This window comes from Phaeobacter sp., assembly GCF_022825805.1.
Lineage (GTDB): Bacteria > Pseudomonadota > Alphaproteobacteria > Rhodobacterales > Rhodobacteraceae > Phaeobacter.
Map to the genome: position 1 here is coordinate 60045 of NZ_JAJDWC010000119.1, position 21205 is coordinate 81249.

Annotated in this window: 18 protein-coding genes, 1 tRNA gene and 1 pseudogene; 5 read left to right on the forward strand and 15 right to left on the reverse strand. The window is 56.1% G+C overall.

What is annotated here, in order from left to right; translation table 11 throughout:
• The first annotated feature begins 242 nt into the window (after positions 1-242).
• Positions 243-318: transfer RNA gene (locus Q0C28_RS13720), tRNA-Ile, on the forward strand.
• 300 nt (positions 319-618) lie between these two features.
• On the opposite strand, the gene Q0C28_RS13725 is transcribed toward Q0C28_RS13720, so the two are convergent.
• The 3 genes from Q0C28_RS13725 to Q0C28_RS13735 all read right to left on the reverse strand — a co-directional run bounded on the left by Q0C28_RS13725 (position 619) and on the right by Q0C28_RS13735 (position 3365).
• Positions 619-1377, reverse strand: coding sequence for a hypothetical protein (locus Q0C28_RS13725; protein ID WP_293576684.1), 759 nt, complete (start codon positions 1375-1377; stop codon positions 619-621).
• Complete coding sequence (locus tag Q0C28_RS13730) at positions 1377-1778, reverse strand: hypothetical protein (protein ID WP_293576686.1); 402 nt, start codon at positions 1776-1778, stop codon at positions 1377-1379. Before Q0C28_RS13730 ends, Q0C28_RS13725 begins: the two co-directional genes overlap by 1 nt.
• A 663-nt stretch (positions 1779-2441) precedes the next feature.
• Positions 2442-3365, reverse strand: a complete 924-nt coding sequence (locus Q0C28_RS13735; RefSeq protein ID WP_293576687.1) for a diguanylate cyclase — start codon at positions 3363-3365, stop codon at positions 2442-2444.
• Positions 3366-3696: 331 nt separating this feature from the next.
• Here Q0C28_RS13735 and Q0C28_RS13740 point away from each other — a divergent pair, with 331 nt between their 5' ends.
• Positions 3697-5580: an FG-GAP-like repeat-containing protein gene (locus Q0C28_RS13740; RefSeq protein WP_293576689.1), complete on the forward strand. Its 1884-nt coding sequence runs from the start codon at positions 3697-3699 to the stop codon at positions 5578-5580.
• Between the two features lie 206 nt (positions 5581-5786).
• Here the strand turns inward: Q0C28_RS13740 and Q0C28_RS13745 are convergent, their stop codons facing one another.
• Positions 5787-6635: a LysR substrate-binding domain-containing protein gene (locus Q0C28_RS13745; RefSeq protein WP_293576690.1), complete on the reverse strand. Its 849-nt coding sequence runs from the start codon at positions 6633-6635 to the stop codon at positions 5787-5789.
• A gap of 98 nt (positions 6636-6733) precedes the next feature.
• On the opposite strand from Q0C28_RS13745, the gene Q0C28_RS13750 reads away from it, so the two are divergent.
• Positions 6734-7438, forward strand: coding sequence for an SDR family oxidoreductase (locus Q0C28_RS13750; protein ID WP_293576691.1), 705 nt, complete (start codon positions 6734-6736; stop codon positions 7436-7438).
• A gap of 13 nt (positions 7439-7451) precedes the next feature.
• Complete coding sequence (locus tag Q0C28_RS13755; RefSeq protein WP_293576713.1) at positions 7452-7679, forward strand: DUF6552 family protein; 228 nt, start codon at positions 7452-7454, stop codon at positions 7677-7679.
• Positions 7680-8837: 1158 nt separating this feature from the next.
• Here the strand turns inward: Q0C28_RS13755 and Q0C28_RS13760 are convergent.
• The 8 genes from Q0C28_RS13760 to Q0C28_RS13795 form a co-directional block, all read right to left on the reverse strand.
• Positions 8838-9002, reverse strand: coding sequence for a hypothetical protein (locus Q0C28_RS13760; protein ID WP_293576692.1), 165 nt, complete (start codon positions 9000-9002; stop codon positions 8838-8840).
• Positions 9003-9010: 8 nt separating this feature from the next.
• A complete protein-coding gene (locus tag Q0C28_RS13765) occupies positions 9011-9292 on the reverse strand; it encodes a hypothetical protein (protein WP_293576694.1) in 282 nt (93 codons plus the stop codon).
• Positions 9292-9570, reverse strand: coding sequence for a hypothetical protein (locus Q0C28_RS13770; protein ID WP_293576695.1), 279 nt, complete (start codon positions 9568-9570; stop codon positions 9292-9294). The genes Q0C28_RS13765 and Q0C28_RS13770 overlap by 1 nt, the downstream gene beginning before the upstream one ends.
• A gap of 34 nt (positions 9571-9604) precedes the next feature.
• Complete coding sequence (locus tag Q0C28_RS13775) at positions 9605-10015, reverse strand: hypothetical protein (RefSeq protein WP_293576696.1); 411 nt, start codon at positions 10013-10015, stop codon at positions 9605-9607.
• Positions 10016-10201: 186 nt separating this feature from the next.
• Positions 10202-10984, reverse strand: coding sequence for an IclR family transcriptional regulator (locus Q0C28_RS13780; RefSeq protein WP_293576697.1), 783 nt, complete (start codon positions 10982-10984; stop codon positions 10202-10204).
• A 12-nt stretch (positions 10985-10996) separates the two neighbouring features.
• On the reverse strand, positions 10997-12355 hold the full coding sequence (locus tag Q0C28_RS13785) for a TRAP transporter large permease (RefSeq protein ID WP_293576699.1): 1359 nt from the start codon (positions 12353-12355) through the stop codon (positions 10997-10999).
• Positions 12355-13200, reverse strand: coding sequence for a TRAP transporter small permease subunit (locus Q0C28_RS13790; RefSeq protein WP_293576700.1), 846 nt, complete (start codon positions 13198-13200; stop codon positions 12355-12357). Before Q0C28_RS13790 ends, Q0C28_RS13785 begins: the two co-directional genes overlap by 1 nt.
• Positions 13201-13326: 126 nt before the next feature.
• Positions 13327-14559 (reverse strand): TRAP transporter substrate-binding protein, encoded by a 1233-nt coding sequence (locus Q0C28_RS13795; RefSeq protein ID WP_293576701.1) that lies wholly within the window; start codon positions 14557-14559, stop codon positions 13327-13329.
• Positions 14560-14679: 120 nt separating this feature from the next.
• Between Q0C28_RS13795 and Q0C28_RS13800 the strand changes: the two genes are divergently transcribed.
• Positions 14680-16293 (forward strand): GMC family oxidoreductase N-terminal domain-containing protein, encoded by a 1614-nt coding sequence (locus Q0C28_RS13800; protein ID WP_293576702.1) that lies wholly within the window; start codon positions 14680-14682, stop codon positions 16291-16293.
• A gap of 333 nt (positions 16294-16626) precedes the next feature.
• Here Q0C28_RS13800 and Q0C28_RS13805 read toward each other — a convergent pair.
• From Q0C28_RS13805 to Q0C28_RS13815, 3 genes and pseudogenes are all read right to left on the reverse strand, one after another.
• Positions 16627-18110: pseudogene (locus Q0C28_RS13805) on the reverse strand (inorganic phosphate transporter).
• A gap of 325 nt (positions 18111-18435) precedes the next feature.
• Positions 18436-20406 (reverse strand): methyl-accepting chemotaxis protein, encoded by a 1971-nt coding sequence (locus tag Q0C28_RS13810; RefSeq protein ID WP_293576704.1) that lies wholly within the window; start codon positions 20404-20406, stop codon positions 18436-18438.
• Positions 20407-20570: 164 nt separating this feature from the next.
• Entirely contained in the window at positions 20571-20969 is a 399-nt protein-coding gene (locus tag Q0C28_RS13815; RefSeq protein WP_293576705.1) for a hypothetical protein, read from the reverse strand.
• Positions 20970-21205: the final 236 nt, after the last annotated feature.

Below are 21205 nucleotides of genomic sequence, written 5' to 3' on the forward strand. Positions count from 1 at the left end.
GACCGCTGTCTTTGCACCGCGCATTTGGCGCCAAAATGTGCCGTGAAGCTCTGCCGTTGGCTCCCGTCATGTCCTGCAAAACTCCGCTGGATCTGCCACCCTTCCTGCGATCCAAGCCGCCCGCTGTTCTGCGACATAAGTTGCAACACGGAACGCGAGAATTTCCCGCGCTCAGCGCAATTGATCCAAGATCTGCAAGACGGCTTGACCTCGCGGCGACGATTCCATAACCAGTCTTCGGCGGGCCTGTAGCTCAACGGTTAGAGCAGAGCGCTCATAACGCTTTGGTTGCAGGTTCGAATCCTGCCGGGCCTACCACCTTTCGTGTCTTTTCCCTTACTTTCAACGCTATAGCTGTACCGCACAGGGTCTATTGCGGTTCATAGGTTTCAATAGGTTAGCGACAGAGTATATCGCAGATTTCGCGCGCTTTTCAGCCAGATTCGAGACGGTACAAAGAAAAGCACACGCGCGCCCTGCCCGCATCACAAACGGACAACGATGGGCGCAAGGATCTTTGGAAACTGGTTGGTAGTGTTCTTATGGCTCACCCTGCCGAGCCATAAGCTCAAGCATTTACCAGCAATCGCTAAGACCGAACCCGCAGGCCAGTTGCAGCTAGTTTTTCAAGCAATAAAAAAGAGCAATGAAGGGGGGCATGTTAGTGTGCGGCGCTCCCTCTCCAACTTCAGTTGTGCCGATGTTTCGGTTTGCCTGACCGCCTTCCCTGGTCGATGAAATATGGAATTGGTCGTCATCGTCAACGTTCACCGATGACTGATTGAGGCTCATAGATTGGTTGCCGCGAGAGTTCACCCAAACCACCTCATGATTGTGAAGGGGCATTTCGCCCACCTCAAGGGAGTGCGCCTCGACACCGCCAGCTCGGATTTGATCGGAAAGATTCGATGCCACAGGGTGTCTCAACGTTTCCCAAGACAGGTCACCCGGGCCTTCATAAACTCTCAAATCGACATCGTTAATATCTGAATTGCGCTTCTCATCGTTGTCGGAATGTGGACCTGCGCCAATCACAAAGCGGCCTGCAGCTGGGTAGTATGATGTCCAGCCGTCACCAAAGTTGTCACATGATACTGAGCTAGCGACTATTACCCCCGATGGGATCGGTTCAGGAAGGACGGGGAGTAAAGGTTGTCCGTCGAACACGTTCTGAGCTTCTTGACGAGTTTCTTGAGCGGTCATCCCACGAGGTCGTGCCTCCAGTTGCTCAATTTTTCTTTGCATCTCTTTCAAGCAAAACAACAAAGCGGTGGCGCCCGAGTTTTGGTCCAAACCGTCAATACAAGACCCGGCTTCTGCTGGAGACATTGGCTGGGTAACCAAAACCAGACCCAGTAAGGATACTAGTCGCTTCATCATTCACCTCCAAATAAATCTGAAATGGTGAGCTCACTGCTCGCACAAACTATTGGAAACAAGGGGAAAGATTCACAGATCGTTGCCTTAGCTGTCGCTGCAGCTACAGTCGTGATGACAATCAAGATAAAGAACGCTGGCGCCCAACTTGATCTGATGTACGCAATTGTCTGTTCAACGCGGTCCGGGGGGCGCATCGCGCGACGTTTCAGTTCTTGCTCAAGAAGCGCTGCTCTCGCAGGATGCTCATCCTCGAGAACTTTCTGGAATGTGCTAAGGTAAAGTCGGATGTCGTTTTCATCTTGCTCGCTTAGCCAAGCTCGAACTCTATCGACGTCTTGCTCCAGGACAACCCGAGGCGTCCATTGCTCATCAAAATCGCTTGCAATCTGATCCGGCATCAATGGTTCACATACTTTGTCTAACTAACCTACACTAGGCTGAGACAATATAGCCATCGAGTCAAACTCGATCCTTTTCAGTCAGATTAGGACCCGGCGGTATTTTGGTTTCAAAGATTGGTAAGGTCTTACTCTTGCTGCAACAAGTGCGATTCCAAAAACCACGAAATTCTACGATATTTTCTCCCCACCGTCTCGCAACGATGCGAAATCTGATGCCAGGATTTAGAGAACTAGGCGCGGGCGAAGCTGGGATCCGCTCGAATTTGGTGAGTATCAGCTATTTGTTAGTTCACTGTTCGCTCTGTCGCGAAGAGCTGACCACTGACTCGTCTTTTTCAGAAACATCAACATAGTTTGGTTTCACATTAAGATCGTTTGTGAGGTCCGGTTTCAAATACATCATCAGACCAAACATCCTCAGTATCATCTAGCGGGACAAGACTTACATATTGACGGTCAGTTAGTCATGTAGATGTGTCTAACTGCATTTTGTTGTTAAATCTGACTTCCCTATTTCTGTGACATCTAATCTCCGAACACGCCATGACGGCCCACTGCGTACACCTGCCAAACCTCGGTGCGCATCAAAACCCAGGGCGCACGGCATTTGGCTGGATCAGCAGCGTGGCGGACGTGGCGGGCCGAGACCCACGTGACGGGCTATACCGGGACCACAGAGAGCTTTGTTTCTTTCGTTATCTCGTCCGCGACGACTTGGTTGCGACCACCATTTTTCGCGGCATAGAGCAGCTCATCCGATCGCTTGAGCAGAGATGCACCATCGGTGGAACCGGCTGCGATTTGTGTCAGACCGATACTGACAGTGAGGCGGATCTTATGATCGTCGGCTCTGATCTCCTGCTGCTCCACGCTCTTGCGCAAGCGCTCGCAGGCAATGAACGCACCAGCGATATCCGTTTGCGGGAAAACGAGCGCAAATTCTTCGCCCCCGAGCCTGCCAACCAGGTCGACGGTTCGGAACTCTCGGATCAGCATCCGCGACAGTTGCTGCAAGACCTTGTCGCCAGCGTCGTGGCCGTAGGTATCATTGATACGCTTGAAGTGATCGACATCGAGCATCGCAACAGCGAGCGGTTGGCCAAGGTCCAGCGCATTTTGAAAATTTGCATCCAGCGTTTTGAGAAATGGCCTGCGGTTGGAGACCTGGGTCAGAGGGTCGGTGTTCGCCTCGATCTGCAGCAGCTCGTAGGCCTTCGTCAGCTCACGGATGCTCAGGATCCCGACCAGCTTCCCATCCTCGAGCACGGGCATATGTCGGAAAGCGTTGTCGTTCATCAACCGAAGGACATAGGCAACTTCGTCCTCCGGAGAGCACGACACAACCGAGCGCGTCATAACGTCCGCAACCGGCCGGTCACCCGCGTTGGGGTCAGAGCTCGCCACAACAGGTATCAGATCCCGCTCAGACACTATACCGACCATTTTGTTGTCATCTTCTGTGACAACCAGGGCCCCGAGCCTGTGTTTGACCAAAAGCTGCGCTGTTTCTTTTAAGGTGACATCCGGACTAACGCCTTTGACCGCGGTAGACTGTTTCGCCAGCAAAAGCGTTTCGACCTTCATGACCCACTCCATGTTTCAACAGGGCCAAGAGTATGGGAAAAATATGAATCAGCGATAAAGATTTGAGAAATGCTTAGATTTTCTATTTGAACAAATCTCGCTATTCCAAGCGGTTGCCCTGACACTCAGCGACACCAAACAGGGTGCCATAAGCCCCGCCCAAAGCTGTGGTTCACCCAGACTGCCAATGTGCCTCTGTGACTTCGGTCCGGCGACAGGAAAGGCATGTCCTCATGTTTGCCTCTCAAACCACTTGCGCAGACGAGCAAAAACAACTGATGTGTCGGCATACTAAAAGTTAATTTTGTTACCCACTGACCGGATTGAACAGATGACCACTGATATTGCGCCGACCACCATTTTGCACGACCTGGGGCTTCCAACCGATGGGCTGACCATGGGAGGTGCAACAGATCTTAACGGTGACGGGCTGACCGATATCGTGTTTATCTCCGGCTCCTTTCCTCCAAGCGATCCAATCCCCTCCGATCCGGTCATCCTGATGAACACCGGCAACGGAACCTTCACGCGTCTACCGCTGTCTTTGGCAGGCGACGGGATGATTCACCCACGCGAACTGGCCTTTGGTGACATCAATGGCGATGGTGACACCGACATCGTGATCATCGGACATGGCTATGACACGGAACCCTTCCCCGGTGAGACGAACATGCTGCTTCTGTCCGATGGGAACGGCGGGTTCACCGACGCGCGGGCCAATCTCGGTCAACCAGCTGACTTCACCCATTCCGTGGCGGTTGCGGATATTGACGGGGACGGCGACCTGGATATTCACATGGGCAACACCTTCGGGCAGCCCGCGCATCCCTCTTATGTTCTGCTGAATGATGGCAGCGGGAATTTGACCCGGCTGGACATCGATGCCGCGTATTTCGATACCGAGGTCGCGCAGTATATTTCATCCCATCTCGTCGATCTTGATGCCGATGAGCACATGGATCTGGTCGTTGGTGGCAATGCTGGGACACCGACACGCATTTTCAGCTTTGACCCCGAGCAAAGCAGCTACAGCCTAACGGCTGAACTGCCAAACGGGCTGTTTGGCGAGCTGACCGTATCGAATGATGTCAAATCTGCCGATCTGAATAATGACGGGCGGCTAGATCTCGTCCTTGCGCAGACCGACACCGAAGACGATCAAACTGGCTTTCAAGTTCTACTCCAGGGGGCCGACGGGGCATTCTCCGATGCCACCCAAAGCTTCACACAAGGGATTGAAGAGGGAAACCGCTGGGTTGAATTCTTTGATTTCATGGACGTGAACAATGATGGGCTTATGGACATCGTGACAAACCGCGCCCCGATGAATGGCCCGGTTGCGTATCTGAACACAGGCGGGCATTTCATCCCGGTCACAGCGGATTATGAAATCGGGTCATCACCTTATCTGTACAACATCCTCGATGCGGAAAACGGAACGGTCCATGGCATCAAATTCTATGACGACACCATGGAAATCGCAGAAATCCCACTGTCGTTCTATGGCGCCAATATTTCGGTTCGCAACGAAGCCGGGATCACACGTATCGGCACAGAGGCTGGTGACACGATGAATGGCGGCGTTGCACGGGACAGCCTGAATGGTGCTTTAGGAAATGACCGCATTTCAGGCTATTCGGGGAATGACGCTCTCCGTGGTGGCAGAGGCCTAGACACGCTGTTTGGTGGCGCACAAAACGATACGCTTGATGGGGGTATCGGCCACGATAGGCTGTTCGGAAACAATGGTCTGGACCTTCTACGCGGCGGATCCGGGAGCGATACCCTAAGCGGCGGCACGGGTCGCGACAAACTGTTTGGAAACCATGGCCGTGATGTGGTGCGCGCCGGGACCGGAAATGATACCCTCGACGGAGGCGTTGGTCACGACAAACTGTTTGGAGAACGCGGTCAGGACATTCTGCGTGGCGGATCTGGCAACGACACTCTCAATGGCGGCGGAGGACGTGACAAGCTGCTTGGCGGCGCAGGAAGCGATACCTTTGTCTTTGGGGCTAACTCAGGCAACGACGTCATCCGAGACTTTATCGCTGGCGAAGATATGGTTCGCATCATCTCAGGTGCCGCGTCTTTCGATGACCTCACATTCGAAGAGCTCGGCGACGATATCAAAGTCCTGTTTGGAGACAGCTCGATCCTGTTTCGGTCTTCCGAACTGGACACGATCATGGACGCAGATAACTTCCTGTTCTAGGCGAACAGCGCTCCCAAAGCTGCGCAGCAGTCTGCTCATAGCCCGATGAGGAAACAATGCCTTATGCACGAGCTTACCGTATCAGGCCTTCGCCGCGCGGCTAGCTAACGGGCAAGATGCGAACCTTGCTGACCTTGGTCCGATTGAACCGAATGGCCGCTCACAGTTCCAGAGCAGTCAGGTGTTTTGACGGAGAGCGCCATGAGTCACGCCACGACATTTACAACCGTCCCATTGCGCTTGGCGGTGCGCGGTATGAGGATATAGAAGTCGCTTCCGCTCGCGTCCCAGGCTGGGCCAACCTCGACCAAACGGCCAGATGCAAGGTCATGTGCCACCAGAAACCGGCTTACCAAGGCCACCCCTTGTCCGGCGATCGCAGCATCCACGGCCAGAGACGTTTGGCTCAGATGCAGGTGACGAGGCGACTGGTCTTGTGTACCCAGATGCGCCAGGTAGCTTGGCCATTGGTCATGAGCGTCATGGACCTTCAGTTGCTTGGCAAGAGTTTCTGGTTCAAGCAATGCGCCCCCGTTGTCCGCGAACTGTGGCGCGGCGACTGCGATTAGCGATTGCTTAAACAATAGTGTTGCGTCCAGTGATGCGCCAAATGGTGGTGATCCCTGGCGGACTGCAAGGTCTATCCCGTCACTGTGGAAGCTGGAAACCCTTTCGGTTGCCATGATCCGCAAATCGACGTCGGGGTGTGCCGCCGCAAAGTCCGGTAAATTAGGGATCAGCCATTTTGCAGCAAAGGTCGGAGTGACACTGATAAGGACTTTGTTTGGCTCTGGCTTAAGTTCAGATGTAGCGGATCGCAAGTCCGCGAAGGCGCTCGCGATCCGGTTGTGAAAGCGGCGACCGACCGATGTGAATGCGAGACCCTTGGGAACACGTTCAAACAAGACGACCTCAAGGTGCGCTTCTAGCTGACGCACCTGTTGCGCAACAGCTCCCTGCGTCACGCCCAATTCATCAGCAGCAGAGCGGAAACTGAGGCGACGGCCTGCTGCATCGAACGCACGCAAACTGTTGAGCGGGGGAAGTTCAGTCATTCTGCAATAGTAATTCTACTGCCGGTCAACATCAATTCTGAATCGAATTTGGCCAAAAGAATCATCATACATTGTCCAACCAAGAAAGGATGCTCGATATGACAGTAGAAAAAGTAGCTCTGATCACGGCAGGCGGCAGCGGCATGGGTGCAGATGCAGCACGGAAATTGGCAGATGATGGGTTCAAAATTGGCATCCTATCTTCGTCCGGCAAGGGTGAGGCGCTTGGCTGCAAACTTGGCGGCTTTGGCGAAACGGGCTCCAATCTTGATGCAGACGCGCTGAACGCATTGGTCGAAGGTGCGAAGGAGCGTTGGGGCCGCATCGATGTGTTGGTGGACTCTGCCGACCACGGACCAAAAGGTCCGGTTCTTGAGATAAGTGACGAGGATTGGCATCAAGGGATGGGAGTTTACCTCATGAACGTGATCCGCCCGACACGTCTTGTCGCACCCACAATGCAGGCAAATGGCGGTGGGGCAATCATTAATATCTCGACCTTTGCGGCATTCGAACCCGACCCTCTGTTTCCAACGTCGGGGGTCTTCCGGGCCGGGCTTGCTGCATTCACGAAGCTCTATTCGGACAAGTATGCGTCGGACAATATCCGGATGAACAACGTCCTTCCGGGCTTCATCGACAGCTTGCCCGAAACCGAAGACCGCAAGGCGCGTATTCCCATTGGACGCTACGGTTTTGCTTCCGGAGTTTCGTCCCTCATGTCGTGGCTTTCGTCGGTAGATGGCAGCTACATGACAGGACAAAACCTGCGTATCGACGGAGGATTGACCCGTGCCGTCTGATACCTTGGCACTCATGTCCCAGCGCGAGCGCCTTGTCTTTGCGGTCAAATGGGGGGCATCTGCCATTCAAATCCTAGGATACACCGCGACTGGGTTTGGCTGGACGCCTTGGAACCTATACTTTTTTCTTGTGGGTGTTCTGGGGTGGTTCGCCGTCGGTGCGCTATGGAATGACAAGGCGCTTATGCTCGTTCACCTTGTCGCGCTGGGTGCAATGATTGCTGGTATGGCTAGCAACTGATAAGCTCGCGCGGCCGCTCATGCGCTGCGCAGCACTTGGGAGATCTGGGCTCTAACCAAGATTTAGCCACAACCAGGCGGAACCTTGGCTTTTGCGACAATGATGGCTGCACATCATCCGAAACGCCGTAGAATCAATCTCTTGGCCAGAACTGTCGATGACAGGCTCCTGTCCACGCTCAACAAGGGTCTTGCTGCATTGGCATTCGACGGCAGTGAGCCCATTGTTGCCTTTTATTGCATAGTATAGTCGAGATCACCGGCATTCGTTTTCCATCCAGTGATTTACAGAGAAGGCTCGTTCTCCGCCAATGCTCTGAAGTTGAACGGTGACTCCACCATCAACTTTGTTGAACCGTGCATCTATCGTCGATATCACCCCGATTCCGGAATCAAGACTACGGATCTGAACCTCGGGCTCGCCAAAATCAAGCTGCATTGAAAAAACGAGCGCCGCGAACTCCTCCAGGTCGCCTTCCAGTTTTTCATCGACTGAAGAGACTACCCCGTTGCAAACACCCAGGGATAGGTTCGAGCCTTTGACAGTCCATTTTCCTGGCAGGTATTCTGAAGCAGGAACGAGCTCCCATTCCTGTCCGAGCGCATGCTGTTATGCCGCCTCAAATGAGCTTCCCAACATGAAGCCCCCGAATTCCTTCGGATCGGCAGCATATGCCACAGAGGCAGCAAACACGCAGAATGCGGTCGATAGATAGATCCTTCTGGAAGAGTTCATTTGAGTTCTCATTGATTGCCCAGCTTGTCTTAGCAGGACACGGCAGGAATCCAATGACAGCGTTGTCTGCGACCTGTGGATTCGGGTGACAGATCTCGCGGCAACATGCTTCAACGGCTAGTGTTCACTCCACGCTGAAGGTGCCGGAGCCTGTCTGGTTGTCAGTGACCGCTTTGGGCTCATTCAAATCGTCCATGCAACTTAGCCAAAATCCGCCGTGCGTACAAAACGGGTCTTTGCTGTGGCTTCGCCAACGACAACTCTGGACGATGGGCTACTCCAGTCACCTATTTGGCCGCCTCGACCACTGACACCCAAAGCGCAAGCGCGTTGTTGTCCCTCGTTTGAATTATGCGCTGGTGGAGCTCCTGCTCCCACGGGCCAGACTTTGCTCTTGCGTTCCGCAATGCTTCCTCAAATGCTTCAACTGCCTGCTCTACCTCCCCCAAGCACCAGAATAGCCTGCACGATCCGCCGTCCAACAACCCCTTCCCGCGGCTGCAGAACAAGGCGCCCGACAACGCCCAGCAGGATGATCCAAAGCTGCAGGATCGACCAGGTCGCTGGGTTGGTGTCGATTTCAGCCACGAGATAGATCAGATCCGGAGCCAGCGTAATCGCAGCCAGACCTCCGCCCCAAGTGCCGCCAGGAACGCAGCATAGCCTTCATCAAAACTAGCCTTACCCTGCGCCACGGCCTGCGCCTGGGTTTCCACCTGCGCTGCAAGGGCATTCAGCTCATCTGCCTGCTGATTGCCCGCCACCGTGCGCGTATTGATCTCACCCAGAAACGTATCGACAGCTTCCGAAAAAGCCGCCGCGGGCGCACTGCCGCGATCTGGCACCTTGGTGAAGCTTGGTACTTTTGTGATCGGCATCAGGTCACGCGTTCTACTTCAAGGAACAGCTTGAAAATGGACCGGGTTTCGTATGGAAAGCCGAAATCACGCGGATAGCCATACGTCGTGGCCCCACCGCGAGAGGGATCCCCGATGTGGATGCACGGGATATCAGCCACCTCTTCGAGAAAGTCGGCAACATAGTCGTTGTTCCGCGTCTGCACCGCGACCTCGTAACTGACCAGCTTTGCCTTATCTCTAGGGATGATTTCAAAGCGCCCGAACTGGTCGCGTTCTTTGGTGGAGAGTTCGTTCAAGCGCTTTGATTTGAGCAATACGGTTGGCTTCACGTTAGGCCGCAGCATTCGCAGCAATGCCAGCAGCAAGCCCGCTGGGGCTACCACCCAACGCCTGAACCGCGCCTGTTACAGCGGCAATCCCCGCGTTGATGCTGAGCAGCGTGGTATTGCCCCCGAGCGTTTCGGTAACCGGCTGATCCATGGTTGTGCGAATGGTTTCGAGCTCGGTAAGCCATGTCTCGACCCGCTCGGAAACGATTACATATCGATCGGCGGTCTGGTTCAGCTGAGCCACAGAGTTTTCGATATTGATTGCGGCGACATAATGATCAAGCGCTATCTCCAACGGCTTGCGCCCATCCTCGATCATCTGATCAAGACGCTGCAATTCCATGCGATGGATACTCTCAGCCATTTCGATTTGGCGCTCCAGCGTTGCCAGCGCAGCTTCATTCGCCGTCATTTCAGTTTCTGCTTCGCCAGCGCGGTTAGAAATTATGTTGGAGATCCGATAGTAGTCTGCCAGATAATCAGCGTAGCGAGAGAAACTACCGGAGTTATCGCCTCCCAAAGCAGATAGGGCATTGGACAGTTTATCGGGCCCACCAATCCGCCTGAAAAACGGTGTGACTGTTGTCCCCGACCCCGATCATTCGGACTGGTTCAGCTCCGACAGCTTTGTGGCCGCGCGTTGCAGGGGGGCGAGGAAGCCGATGATTTGCTCCAGTGAACAGCGCATTACAGGGGCATGTACCGAGAGAGTTGCGAGCAACCTGTCTTGGCAGTCCAACACCGGCACCGCGATGGCGGCCATTCCTGCCATGAACTCCTCGTCGTCTTGCGCATAGCCGCGCGCGCGGGTCTGGACCAGTTCATGGCGCAATGCATCCGGGTCCGTTGTTGTTCGCTCTGTCAGCTTATCCAGCGGCTTGGCCGACAAGACGGCGTTCAGCGGTGCAGCGCGCAAAGACGATAGGTACATCTTGCCACTCGCCGTGCAATGAAACGGCACCTGGGTGCCGATGGGCAACTGAATGCGCAGGGGCCATTTGGTTTCCACCCGGTCCAGATAGGTCATGCCCTCGCGGTCGGGGGTGGCCAGATTGATGGTTTCGCCGATTTCTTCGGCAGCGGCCTTCATAATCGCCAGGCGCGCGGTGCGGATCCGCTCCGATGACATGGTGTTCACAGCCAGGGTGCGCAGACGATCTCCCGGCCCAAACGAGCGGCCATCCAGATCGCGTTGCAAAAACCCTTCGGCCTCCGCGGTTTGCAGAAGCCGATGAATGGTTGCTTTGGGCAGGCCGATGGTGTCGATCAGATCTGTTGGCTTCACCGACACCCCCAGCCGCGCCACCTCCTCCAAGATCCGCAACAGCCGAAGGTTGGTTGGGATCTGGTTGTCTTTGGACAGTGGCGCGTCAGCGGGCATCGGGTCTCATTTCTATCTGTTCGGCAGCAAGATCAGCGCCAAGTCCGGTACAAGTGACACCAGCACCCAAACGGAGATCAGAGCAGCAAGATAGGGGACCGTATAGCGAAGCAGCCTGAAATAGGGAACTCCTGTCACGCCAGAAGCCACATAGAGATTCAATCCATAAGGCGGGGTGATGAAACCGATGGAGGCCCCTATCAGGAAAATCACCGAAAAGTGGATCGGATCAATGCCAACGGAGGCCGCGATCGGCGCCAAGATAGGTGCCAGAATGATGGTCACCGGCAGGCTTTCCAGCACCATGCCCGAGAAGAAGACGATCACCATGGAGGTGAACAACACCGCATGATAGCCGCCCATGGAGGTGACAAAATCGCCGATGGTCTGCTGCGCACCGAGCAGGGACAGGATCTGCTGCATCACCACAGACACGGCGATCAGTGGCGCCAGGATCCCGCTGATTTGGGCAGAGCGGACCACAATTGATGGGATTTCCGGCAACGTGAATCCCTCGACTGCGAACATCTCGGCATAGCTTTTGTCGGCCAGCGGTTTGGTACGATCCGCACCCATCATCTTGTTGATCGGATAGCTGACAAGACCTGCAAAGATGCAAAATCCAACCGTCACACCCGCAGCTTCAGTGGGCGAAAACTTACCCGTGTAAATTCCCCAAAGCACCAGTCCGATGGCGAAAAACCCAAGCCACGCGCCAAAAGCGGTCTTCAACACGCGGTTCAGCTGCAGCGGGATGAGATAACCCCAACCGTTGATGCGGCAGATGATCCAGCAGGCCAGCTGCATGCCGACAACCATCAAAGCGCCCGGCAGGATCCCCGCAACAAAAAGGTCCGAAATCGGCAGGTTCATCAAAAACCCATAGACGATAAAGATGATCGACGGAGGAATGATGATTCCGACAGTCCCACCTGCGGCCGCTGTGGCCGCAGAGAAACGCTCGTCATAGCCGCCTTTGACCATTTCGGGGTGGAGCATGGATCCGATGGTGGCCGTGGTGGCCGAGTTTGAGCCGGAGATCGCGGCAAACAGACCGCACGCCCCCAGGGAGGCCATGGCAAGACCGCCGCGAAGCCACCCCAAACAGGCATAGGCAAAATCGGACAGGCGTTTGGCGATCCCTGATTTGTTGATCAGATCGCCAGTCAGAATGAACAAGGGCATCGCCATCAGGGCAAAGCCATCCTTGAACACATTCAGCATTTCAGCGCCGGTGTTGTCGAGCGTCAGATCGAGGACAAAACTGCAGCCCACGACCCAGTAGAAAATAATCAAAAGAACCGGTGTGCCCATCATGAACAGAAACGTCACCGCCAGCGAGATCACCGTGATCCAGGTTGCATCGGTCATCAGGTGTCCCCTCCGATTACGGCTTGTTCAATCATGGGGCCGCCGCTTTTGTATTTTCCCAGATCTTCGACAATGTTCTCGATGGCGCGTGTGGCCAGCAGGATGAAACACAGGGGCATGGTCAGCAGGAACCACCAACGCATGATGTCATCCGTGCCCAACACGATAGCGAAATTGTCGTAGGTGTTGACGGTCACGCGTGCCGTTGTGGTCACCAAAATAATGCAGAACAGCAGCCACAGGATGTTGTCGAGCGTCAGCCAAAACAGCTGCCCCGTCCGTCCTAGGCTGGTGCGAAACTCCGAAAAGCTGAGATGGGTGCGCAAGCGGATGTTAAAGGTGCAGCCATACCAAGCCATGATCATGAACAGCAGCGGCGGGATGGTGGTCGACCAAGGCGCCTGGATCGAGAAACCAAAGCGCTGGATCACGCCGACGAAGATGATCACCGCCATCACGATGTAGCAATAGACCACAATTGTACGTTCGGGTGAGCGTTCCAGCAGGATCAACAGAACCGGGACAAAGACCACCAGCAGCCGAAGGTTATCCCCAAGCAGTGCTGTCAGCGTTTCAGACACCGGGTCCAGAAAAGCAGCCGCCAGCCCCAACGCCAACATCGCCGCGATGATAGGATGTGTGAACCGTGTCGCGGAATATCCCAGCCGTGCCTCCAACCCTTCGGCCAGTCTTTCGCGATAGTAAAACACAATGGCACCAACCAACGTCAGCGGCCCAAAAACCAGCCAGGCCGCGTCCGAGCGATAGGCCTTAACGACTTTGAAATTGATATCCCCAGTCACCGTGGCCATCACGATGGTGGACATATCCGCCCAGATAGACATCCGGCGCCCCTCCCCTGTTCAAATGTAATCGCTGTTCAAAAGCAATTTCGCCGCCAAGCAGCGCCTGTGCGCGCGCAAATGAGCCGGCCCCAATGGCGGGACCAGCTCTGATAGCTTAGCGGTGGATTATGCTTTCCACCAACGGCGCGGTTCGACGTTTTCTGGCAACGTGTCTTCGGGGATGGTGCGCACCTCGTCGTAGATCTCCTGGTAGGTGTCCAGGCCACCGGCCCATCCGTTGATCCGTTCGCGCCATTCCTCCCACAGCTGTGGCTGGAATTCGGGCGAACACATCTCTTCGGCCTTGCGCAGCTCTTCTTTGGACAAGAACGCGTTGCGCACGTTGTTTTGGGCAAAGATCGTGCCAGGGAGTTGCGGGTCGGAGGCACCGACTGTTTTGACCAACGCCGCCTCGTTGGCCGCCTGCACATGGGTCTGCGCCCAGTAGGCGGATTCCATCACCGCGTCCTGCAGATCACCGCCAAGACCATCAAACACTTCGGCAGACATGGCCGTGTGCTCGGTGCCGCAGAAGAAGTTCAGATACACAGACTGCGACACAACTGGGGACATATTCGCGTAGGCCACAGCGGAGGCCCAGGTTTCAGCACCGTCAATCAAACCCTGTTTCAGGCCATCCAGCGTTTCTTCCCAAGCCACAGGAACCGGATTGAGATTCAACGCCTGCATCGCAATGCGACCAAGCTGCGTGCCAGTGACGCGGTTCTTTGTGCCAAAGAGCTGTTCAATGCTGGTGACGGTGGGTTTGTCCTGCCACGCCAGACCCAACTGAATGCCGCGCAGTTCAGCATGGCTGAAGAGGAATTTCAGACCATGGCGCCGCTCGTACGGTTCGCGCAACAACGCCTGCGATTTGGGCGAATAAAGGAAATGATACTGATCCGCGCGATTGCGGAACATGTAGGCATAGTCCAACACGTTCAGATAAGGCGCGCCACCCGCGGAGTTCTGCGTCGACGCCGCATAGATGTCGACGATCCCCTGCTGCGTTTTCTCCACGCAGGATACCTGCCCACAGATCTGGTTGTTGCCGATGAATTCAACACGGATCTCGCCATCGGTGCGGCTTTCGAGATCTCGCGCAAACTCCAACGCACCCGCCCGCTCAATAAGAAGGTTCTGCGGATTAAAACCCGCCGCGCCAAATTTCAACGTGTGTCGCGCTGGTTTGGCAAAGCGCTTTTCATAGGTTGATTCCGCTGCATTCGCCAGGTTGCCCAGGCTCATCGCCCCGCCGAACGAGCCAGCGGCCAGCAAGGTCGAGCTCAACCCGTACTGCCCCGCGACCCTGAACAGGTCGCGCCGTGACAGGTGGCTTAGCTTATTTCCAATACGCATAGTTCCCCTCCCTACTTAATAATTATTGAGACTTGTAGTCTCATTTTTAGTCATCTAGAGATGATTGAGGCAAGGCAATTCTGCGGAGCGCCCAAAACCAAACCGCCTAAGGATCCGACTATGTCCCCAAAAACAGCTGATTTTTTGATCATTGGCGCAGGATCCGCTGGGTGCGTTCTGGCCAATAGGTTGAGCGAAAACCCCGCGAATCGGGTGTTGCTGCTCGAAGCGGGTGGTCGCGACCTCAACCCATGGATCCACGTGCCGGTGGGGTACTTCAAAACGCTGCATAACCCCGCCACCGACTGGCGCTATCGCTCGGAACCTGACCCGGGATTGAACAACCGCTCGTTGGATTGGCCGCGGGGCAAAACGCTCGGCGGCTCGTCCTCGATCAATGGTCTGCTCTACGTGCGGGGACAGAAAGAAGACTATGATCGTTGGGCCCAAAAGGGAAATCGCGGCTGGTCCTATGACGATGTGCTGCCCCTGTTCAAAAGATCCGAAGCCCATGAGAATGGCGCTGATGACTACCACGGTGGCGACGGCGGTCTGGCGGTGTCGCTGATCCGCGCCAAGAGCAAAATCTCAGAGGCCTTTTTGGATGCGGCCGTCGAAATGGGGGTTCCTCGCACCGAGGACTACAACGGGGCTGACCAGGAAGGTGCTGGGTATTTTCATCAGACTGCCAAAGGTGGCTTTCGCTGCTCGGCCGCACGGGCGTTTCTCAATCCTGCGAAGAAGCGGCCAAATCTCGAAATCCTCACCCATGCCCATACCGAAGCGCTGCTCTTCGATGCAAACGATCCCAAACGCGTCATAGGTGTGCGGTATACCCGAAACGGCCAAAGCCATGAAGTTCACCTAAACCCCGGTGGTGAGGTCATTTTATCCGCCGGTGCCATCGGATCACCACAGATCCTCGAACTGTCCGGCATCGGACGCGGAGATGTGCTGCAAAAGGCCGGGGTTCCACTGCACCATGAATTGCCTGGGGTCGGCGAATGTCTGCAGGATCATTTACAGATCCGCCTGGTCTATGAAGTAAATACCGAAACACTGAATGACGCCATCAACCGGTTTTGGCCGCGGATGGGCATTGGCCTGAACTATGTCCTGTTTCGCAAGGGCCCTATGAGCCTGGGCGCCAGCCAAGTCTGCATTTTTGCCAAGTCAATGGACGGTCTCGAAACGCCCGACATTCAGTTTCACTTCCAACCCCTCAGCGCGGACACACCGGGTATTGAAATGCACCCGTTTTCGGGCATCACCTCCTCCGTATGTCAGCTGCGCCCTGAAAGCCGAGGCCACATCCATATCGCCTCGCCAAAGGCCGTAGATTACCCCAAGATCGTACCGAATTACCTCTCCGCGACGGCGGATCAGCTCTGCGCGATCAGGGCCGTGAAATTCGCGCGCGCCATGACGCACACGAAGGCGCTATCACCCTTTATCCTGCGCGAACATATACCCGCCAACGATCCGCAAACAGATGATGAAATTCTGGATTGCGCCCGCAATATCAGCCAAACGATTTACCACCCGACCAGCACCTGCCGGATGGGCGCAGATGACTTGGCCGTGGTGGATGACCGGCTGCGGGTGCATGGCCTGCGCGGGGTGCGTGTTGCGGATGCGTCGATCATGCCAGATATTGTGTCGGGCAATACAAATGCGCCGACCATCATGATTGGGGAAAAAGCTGCGGATATGATCCTGGAAGATCGCCGTTGAGGCAGCTGTTTCAGTCATCCCACTTAGGACTGCCAGAGCCTTGCCGTGATCTCGTTTTGCGCTTTCCCTAACATGGATACATCCGGTGCAAAACACAGCCCCGCCGCGCTGAGGCAAAGATCGAATTTCCGCGATCTTTCAACTATCTAACGGTCACCTAAATGACCCAAAAGATACCCCGGCAGCGGCTTGAGACAACGGGCCGGATCTGCGAATGTGGAGGCGTCACGAGATGACCTTCAGACCGACTGTGACACCCACACCTGAGGCGACTGACACATTGTGTTGGTCGCCTCTTTTCTGTGGTGCAGCGACTTGGGCTGGCTCAGCCCATCAGCCGACAAAAGCAGTGATCAGCACGAAAATCACCCCCGACAGCAGCGCAGCAGATGGGACCGTCACGATCCAGGCGGCAATAATCGTCATGAAATGCGACCGGCGCACCAGCTTGCGGCGGCGGCGCTCTTCGGGGCCGTAAACCAACCGATCCGGCACCGACTGGCGCGCCTTCTTGAGCCGCCGTTCCGCATCCCACTCCCGGAAGAAGCCGACGCCGAACACCGCCCCCACCGCAATGTGGGTGGAGCTGACCGGCAGGCCCAACCAGCTGGCCACAATAACGGTGATCGCCGCCGCCAAAGCCACGCAATAGGCGCGCATCGGGTTCAGTTTGGTGATCTTGCTGCCCACCATCCGGATCAGCTTTGGCCCAAAGAGGAACAGCCCAAAGGAAATCCCAAAGGCGCCGATCACCATCACCCAGGTCGGAATGCTGATGGCGTCAGTGAAATTGCCGGACTCCAGCGATTGCACAATGGCAGCTAGCGGCCCAACCGCATTGGCGACGTCATTGGCACCATGCGCAAAGCTGAGCAATGCAGCCGATACGACCAGCGGAATGCCAAACAGCACTTTCAACGATTTGTTGCGGTTTTCCAGCCCTTCGGACTGTTTGCGGATCAGCGGAATGGTCACCAGCCAGATCAGCCCTCCGATCACAACACCAATCAACAGCGCGGTTGGCAAGTCAATTTTGATGATTTTTTTCAGACCTTTCAGCGCCAGATAAGACGCAAAAGCCCCCGCCATGATGCCCACAAGAACTGGCACCCATTTGCGCGCGGCCGCAATTTTATCGTCTTGATAAATGATGCGCGTTTTGATGAAGGCCAGGAACAGCGCCGCAATCAGCCCGCCCAGCACTGGGGAAATCACCCAGCTGGCTGCGATCTTGCCCATGGTGCCCCAGCTGACCGCGGCCAGACCCGCAGATGCAATGCCCGCGCCCATCACGCCCCCGACGACGGAATGGGTGGTCGACACCGGCGCGCCGACCCAAGTGGCCAGGTTGACCCACAGCGCAGCAGACAATAGCGCCGCCATCATCGCCCACATAAACGTCTGTGCGTCCCCCATGCTTTCGGGCGCGATAATGCCCTTTGCGATGGTGGAGACCACATCGCCACCCACAATCAGTGCACCTGCGCTTTCGAAGACGACGGCAATGGCAATGGCGCCGCCCATCGACAGCGCATTGGCGCCCACCGCTGGTCCCATGTTGTTTGCGACGTCATTGGCCCCAATATTGAGCGCCATATAGGCTCCCAAACAGGCCGCAATCACCACAACAAGACTGTTGCTGGTTTCCCCAAAAACAGCGATGCGACGAGCCCCGCCACAACGATGAACACCAGGGCAATGCCCGGACCCGCCATCGGTCGTGCGACGAAGTTGGTTGCTTTTTCCAGGTTGGAAAACCGCGCGAGATCGCGGTCAAGCGTTTCGAGGTGACGCGCATCACCGTTTTGATCAGACATAAAGTGGCCCCAATTTGTTTGGGGCGCTGTTTTCAAAAAAGAGAGGCGAGAGCAAGCCGGATGGGCGTTTTTCTTGAAAACAGCCGTAAGGTGGCGGCGGCTGTAACGGACATCTCACGACGCTGGGTAGCGGCAGATCAAGCCACGGAAAGGCTTGCAAGCGCAGATGTTGGTTGCGCAATGCTACCCAGATCACGCCAATCTATGCAGGGGGCCGCTGTCGATGAGCGTTGCAAATGTCAGCCTTTTGCTTCTGGCCACCTACTGCGCTGCAACTGCGTTGTCTGTCGACATGTCAATGTTGTGGTGTCAGATCCAGGGGGATTTAGAAATCCTCCCACAGCGCGGCAGCGGCGGAAGAGGACCCACCAACGGCCCTCTCTGCGCCGATGGCAACGGGCCGGTGTGGTGATGCTGCGGGCTCTACAGTCTCTGGCGCCGTGGAGGATGATGCAGCCAGCGCGCTGCCCGGTGCAACGCCTGAAGTCTGCGGCTCTAGCACCGCGGTAAGTGCGCTCGGTGCGCCGCGAACGGGCCGGTTTCCAGCGACACGCCCACCCCGAAAACCACCCACCAGCTCGGTCAGCGCTCTCGCATCCGAATTCAGCAAATCCCCCGCAGCGGTGACTTCTTCCACCATGGCGGCGTTCTGCTGGGTCACCTGATCCAACTGCGTCATACCGGCGCTGATTTCGTTCAGACCGGTGGCCTGCTCTGCCGCGCCTTCGGCAATTTCAGATACCAGCTGCGAAATATGCCCAACCTTGGAGTTGATGTTTTGCAAGGCTTCGCCCGCGCGACCAACCAGATCCACTCCACGTTCCACCTGGCCGGAGCTGTCTTCGATCAGAGTTTTGATTTCCATGGCGGCACCGGACGCCCGCTGGGCCAGCGCGCGAACCTCGCTTGCGACCACGGCAAAACCGCGCCCCGCCTCTCCGGCGCGGGCCGCTTCGACACCGGCGTTCAGCGCCAGCAGGTTGGTCTGGAACGCGATGTCGTCGATCACAGAGATGATCTGCGAAATCTTGTTCGAGGATTCTTCAATTTCCGCCATGGCCCCCACAGCGTCTTGCACCACCGCGTCGCTGGCTTCCGCTTCGGTTCGGGCGGTCTCCATGGTGCTCTCAACGCTTTTCGCCCCGGCGGCCGCGGATTTGACCGACTGGGCCAATTCATCCAGTGCTGCGGCGGATTGTTCAAGCGTGGCGGCCTGACTTTCGGTGCGATGTGCCAGATCGCTGCTTGCCTGGCTGATCTCGGCAGCGCCACTCCGGATGGATCCCGATGAGTCCACCACTGACGAGATTGTTTCAGACATCCTGTGTGACAACGCGTTGAAATCAAGGCGGAGTTTTTCATACTTTTCCGCAAACGGCTCTGGCAGGGTGGTATCAAGATCCCCAGCCGCAAGGCTGTGCAGGGCCGCTCCGAGGTTTGTAACGACAGTGCAGGCCTGCGCATCTTCCTCTTTGCGGCGTTGCAGGTCCGCGGCCGATTTTGCCTCAACCGCTTGACGCAGCTCATCAATGGACCGGGCCAATGCACCAATTTCATCGGTTCGGTTGTCGACCCCCAGTTCACCCAGGGCCTCCCCTCGGCTCATCTGTTGAACGTTTTGGCGCAGACTGGCAAGCGGTCGGGTGATCGAACGCGCAGTCAACCAAGCTGTGGCTGCCGCAAGGATCAGCGCGGCAAGCACGCCATAGAGTGACAGGCTGGAAAACTGTTTGACCGTGCTGGACACAACAGCGCCGGTCTCCAGACTGCGGGCCTCCTGCAGATTGATGAAGGCATTGATGGCGTCCAGCCAGGCAGAAAACTCTGCGGATGTCGCATAAATCAGGATGTTCAGGGCCCGGTCGCGTTCACCAGCGAGCATCAGCTGCACAATGTCGTCGACCTGCGGGATCACTCGGGCCTGGATTTCGCTGATCTGATCGTGCAGCGCGACCTCTTCTTCGGTGGAGAGCGCCTGATCAGACAACAGAGCGGACAGCTGGGTCTCATTCTCTGCGTAAGCGGCTGCCAGCTGTTCGATCAGAGCAATTTGTCCAGCCCTGTCATCATCGCTTTGCAGCAAGACCACATCGCGCACCGCAACAGCGCGATCATGCACGCTGCCGCGATAATTGATGGCGTGCCGCTTCTTGACGGAATGGACCTCATTGATCTTGGCAAGGTTATCGCGGGTCTGCGTGATGACCGTGATCGATGCCGCCGTCATGATGACCATGAGCAGGATCAAAAATCCAAATCCCAGCCCAAGGCGCGCGCCAACATTCAGCCTTTTCATGGCATCCCTCACCAATACATCATAAAACTGTTGCGCCGAGGGTAGCGCGCTTCGCCTAACAACAGGTTTAAATCCGCCAGCCCGTAACAAGACGCAGTCACATCTGGGGAAGAGGAAGCCATCCAGGACGGCTTCCCCACGATTTGTGGTAGTGATTTTGCGCGTCAGGGACGGATGAACCGGTCGTAGCTGCCACCCAATTTCAGATCGAGCGTCACAGGATCCGAGGTGCGATTGCGCCAGAACCAGCCGTGATTGCCGGTGAATGCCGCGGTCAATGTTCCAGTTTCCCCGGCCACACCGCGGCCTTTGACGTAGGAAATGCTCTGACCATTGCCATCACCATGGGTGTCATGGTTCAAAACCGATCCATTGGCTGTCCATTCGAAGATCGCAGTCTCCCCCTCTGTCATGCTGAGTTTCAGCTCGATCCCTTCGCCGGGCTGCAGCACGACGGTCGCCGTATCGCGCCATGTGGGAGCAGGCGCTGGAACGGGCGCAGGCTGCGTGGGAGCCGCCGTGGTTTGTGCGGGCACAACAGCCGTGGATTCTAGCAGGGCCACAGCCGCCGCGGGCTGATCAAAACGGGCATCTTGGCCAAGATCTGCGGCAAGATCACTCAGACCCGCTTCAATTGCGTCAAGCCGTGCGGTGATCTGCTCTAGCTGTGAGCTTTCAACAGGTTGTCCATTCGATCCAGACCGAGTTGGTTGGAGTTACCAAGCACCAACCCTATTCGGAGGGATCGAATGAACATTCACAGCAATGCCAGACTGACACCTTTGGGTCGAGCGCGATT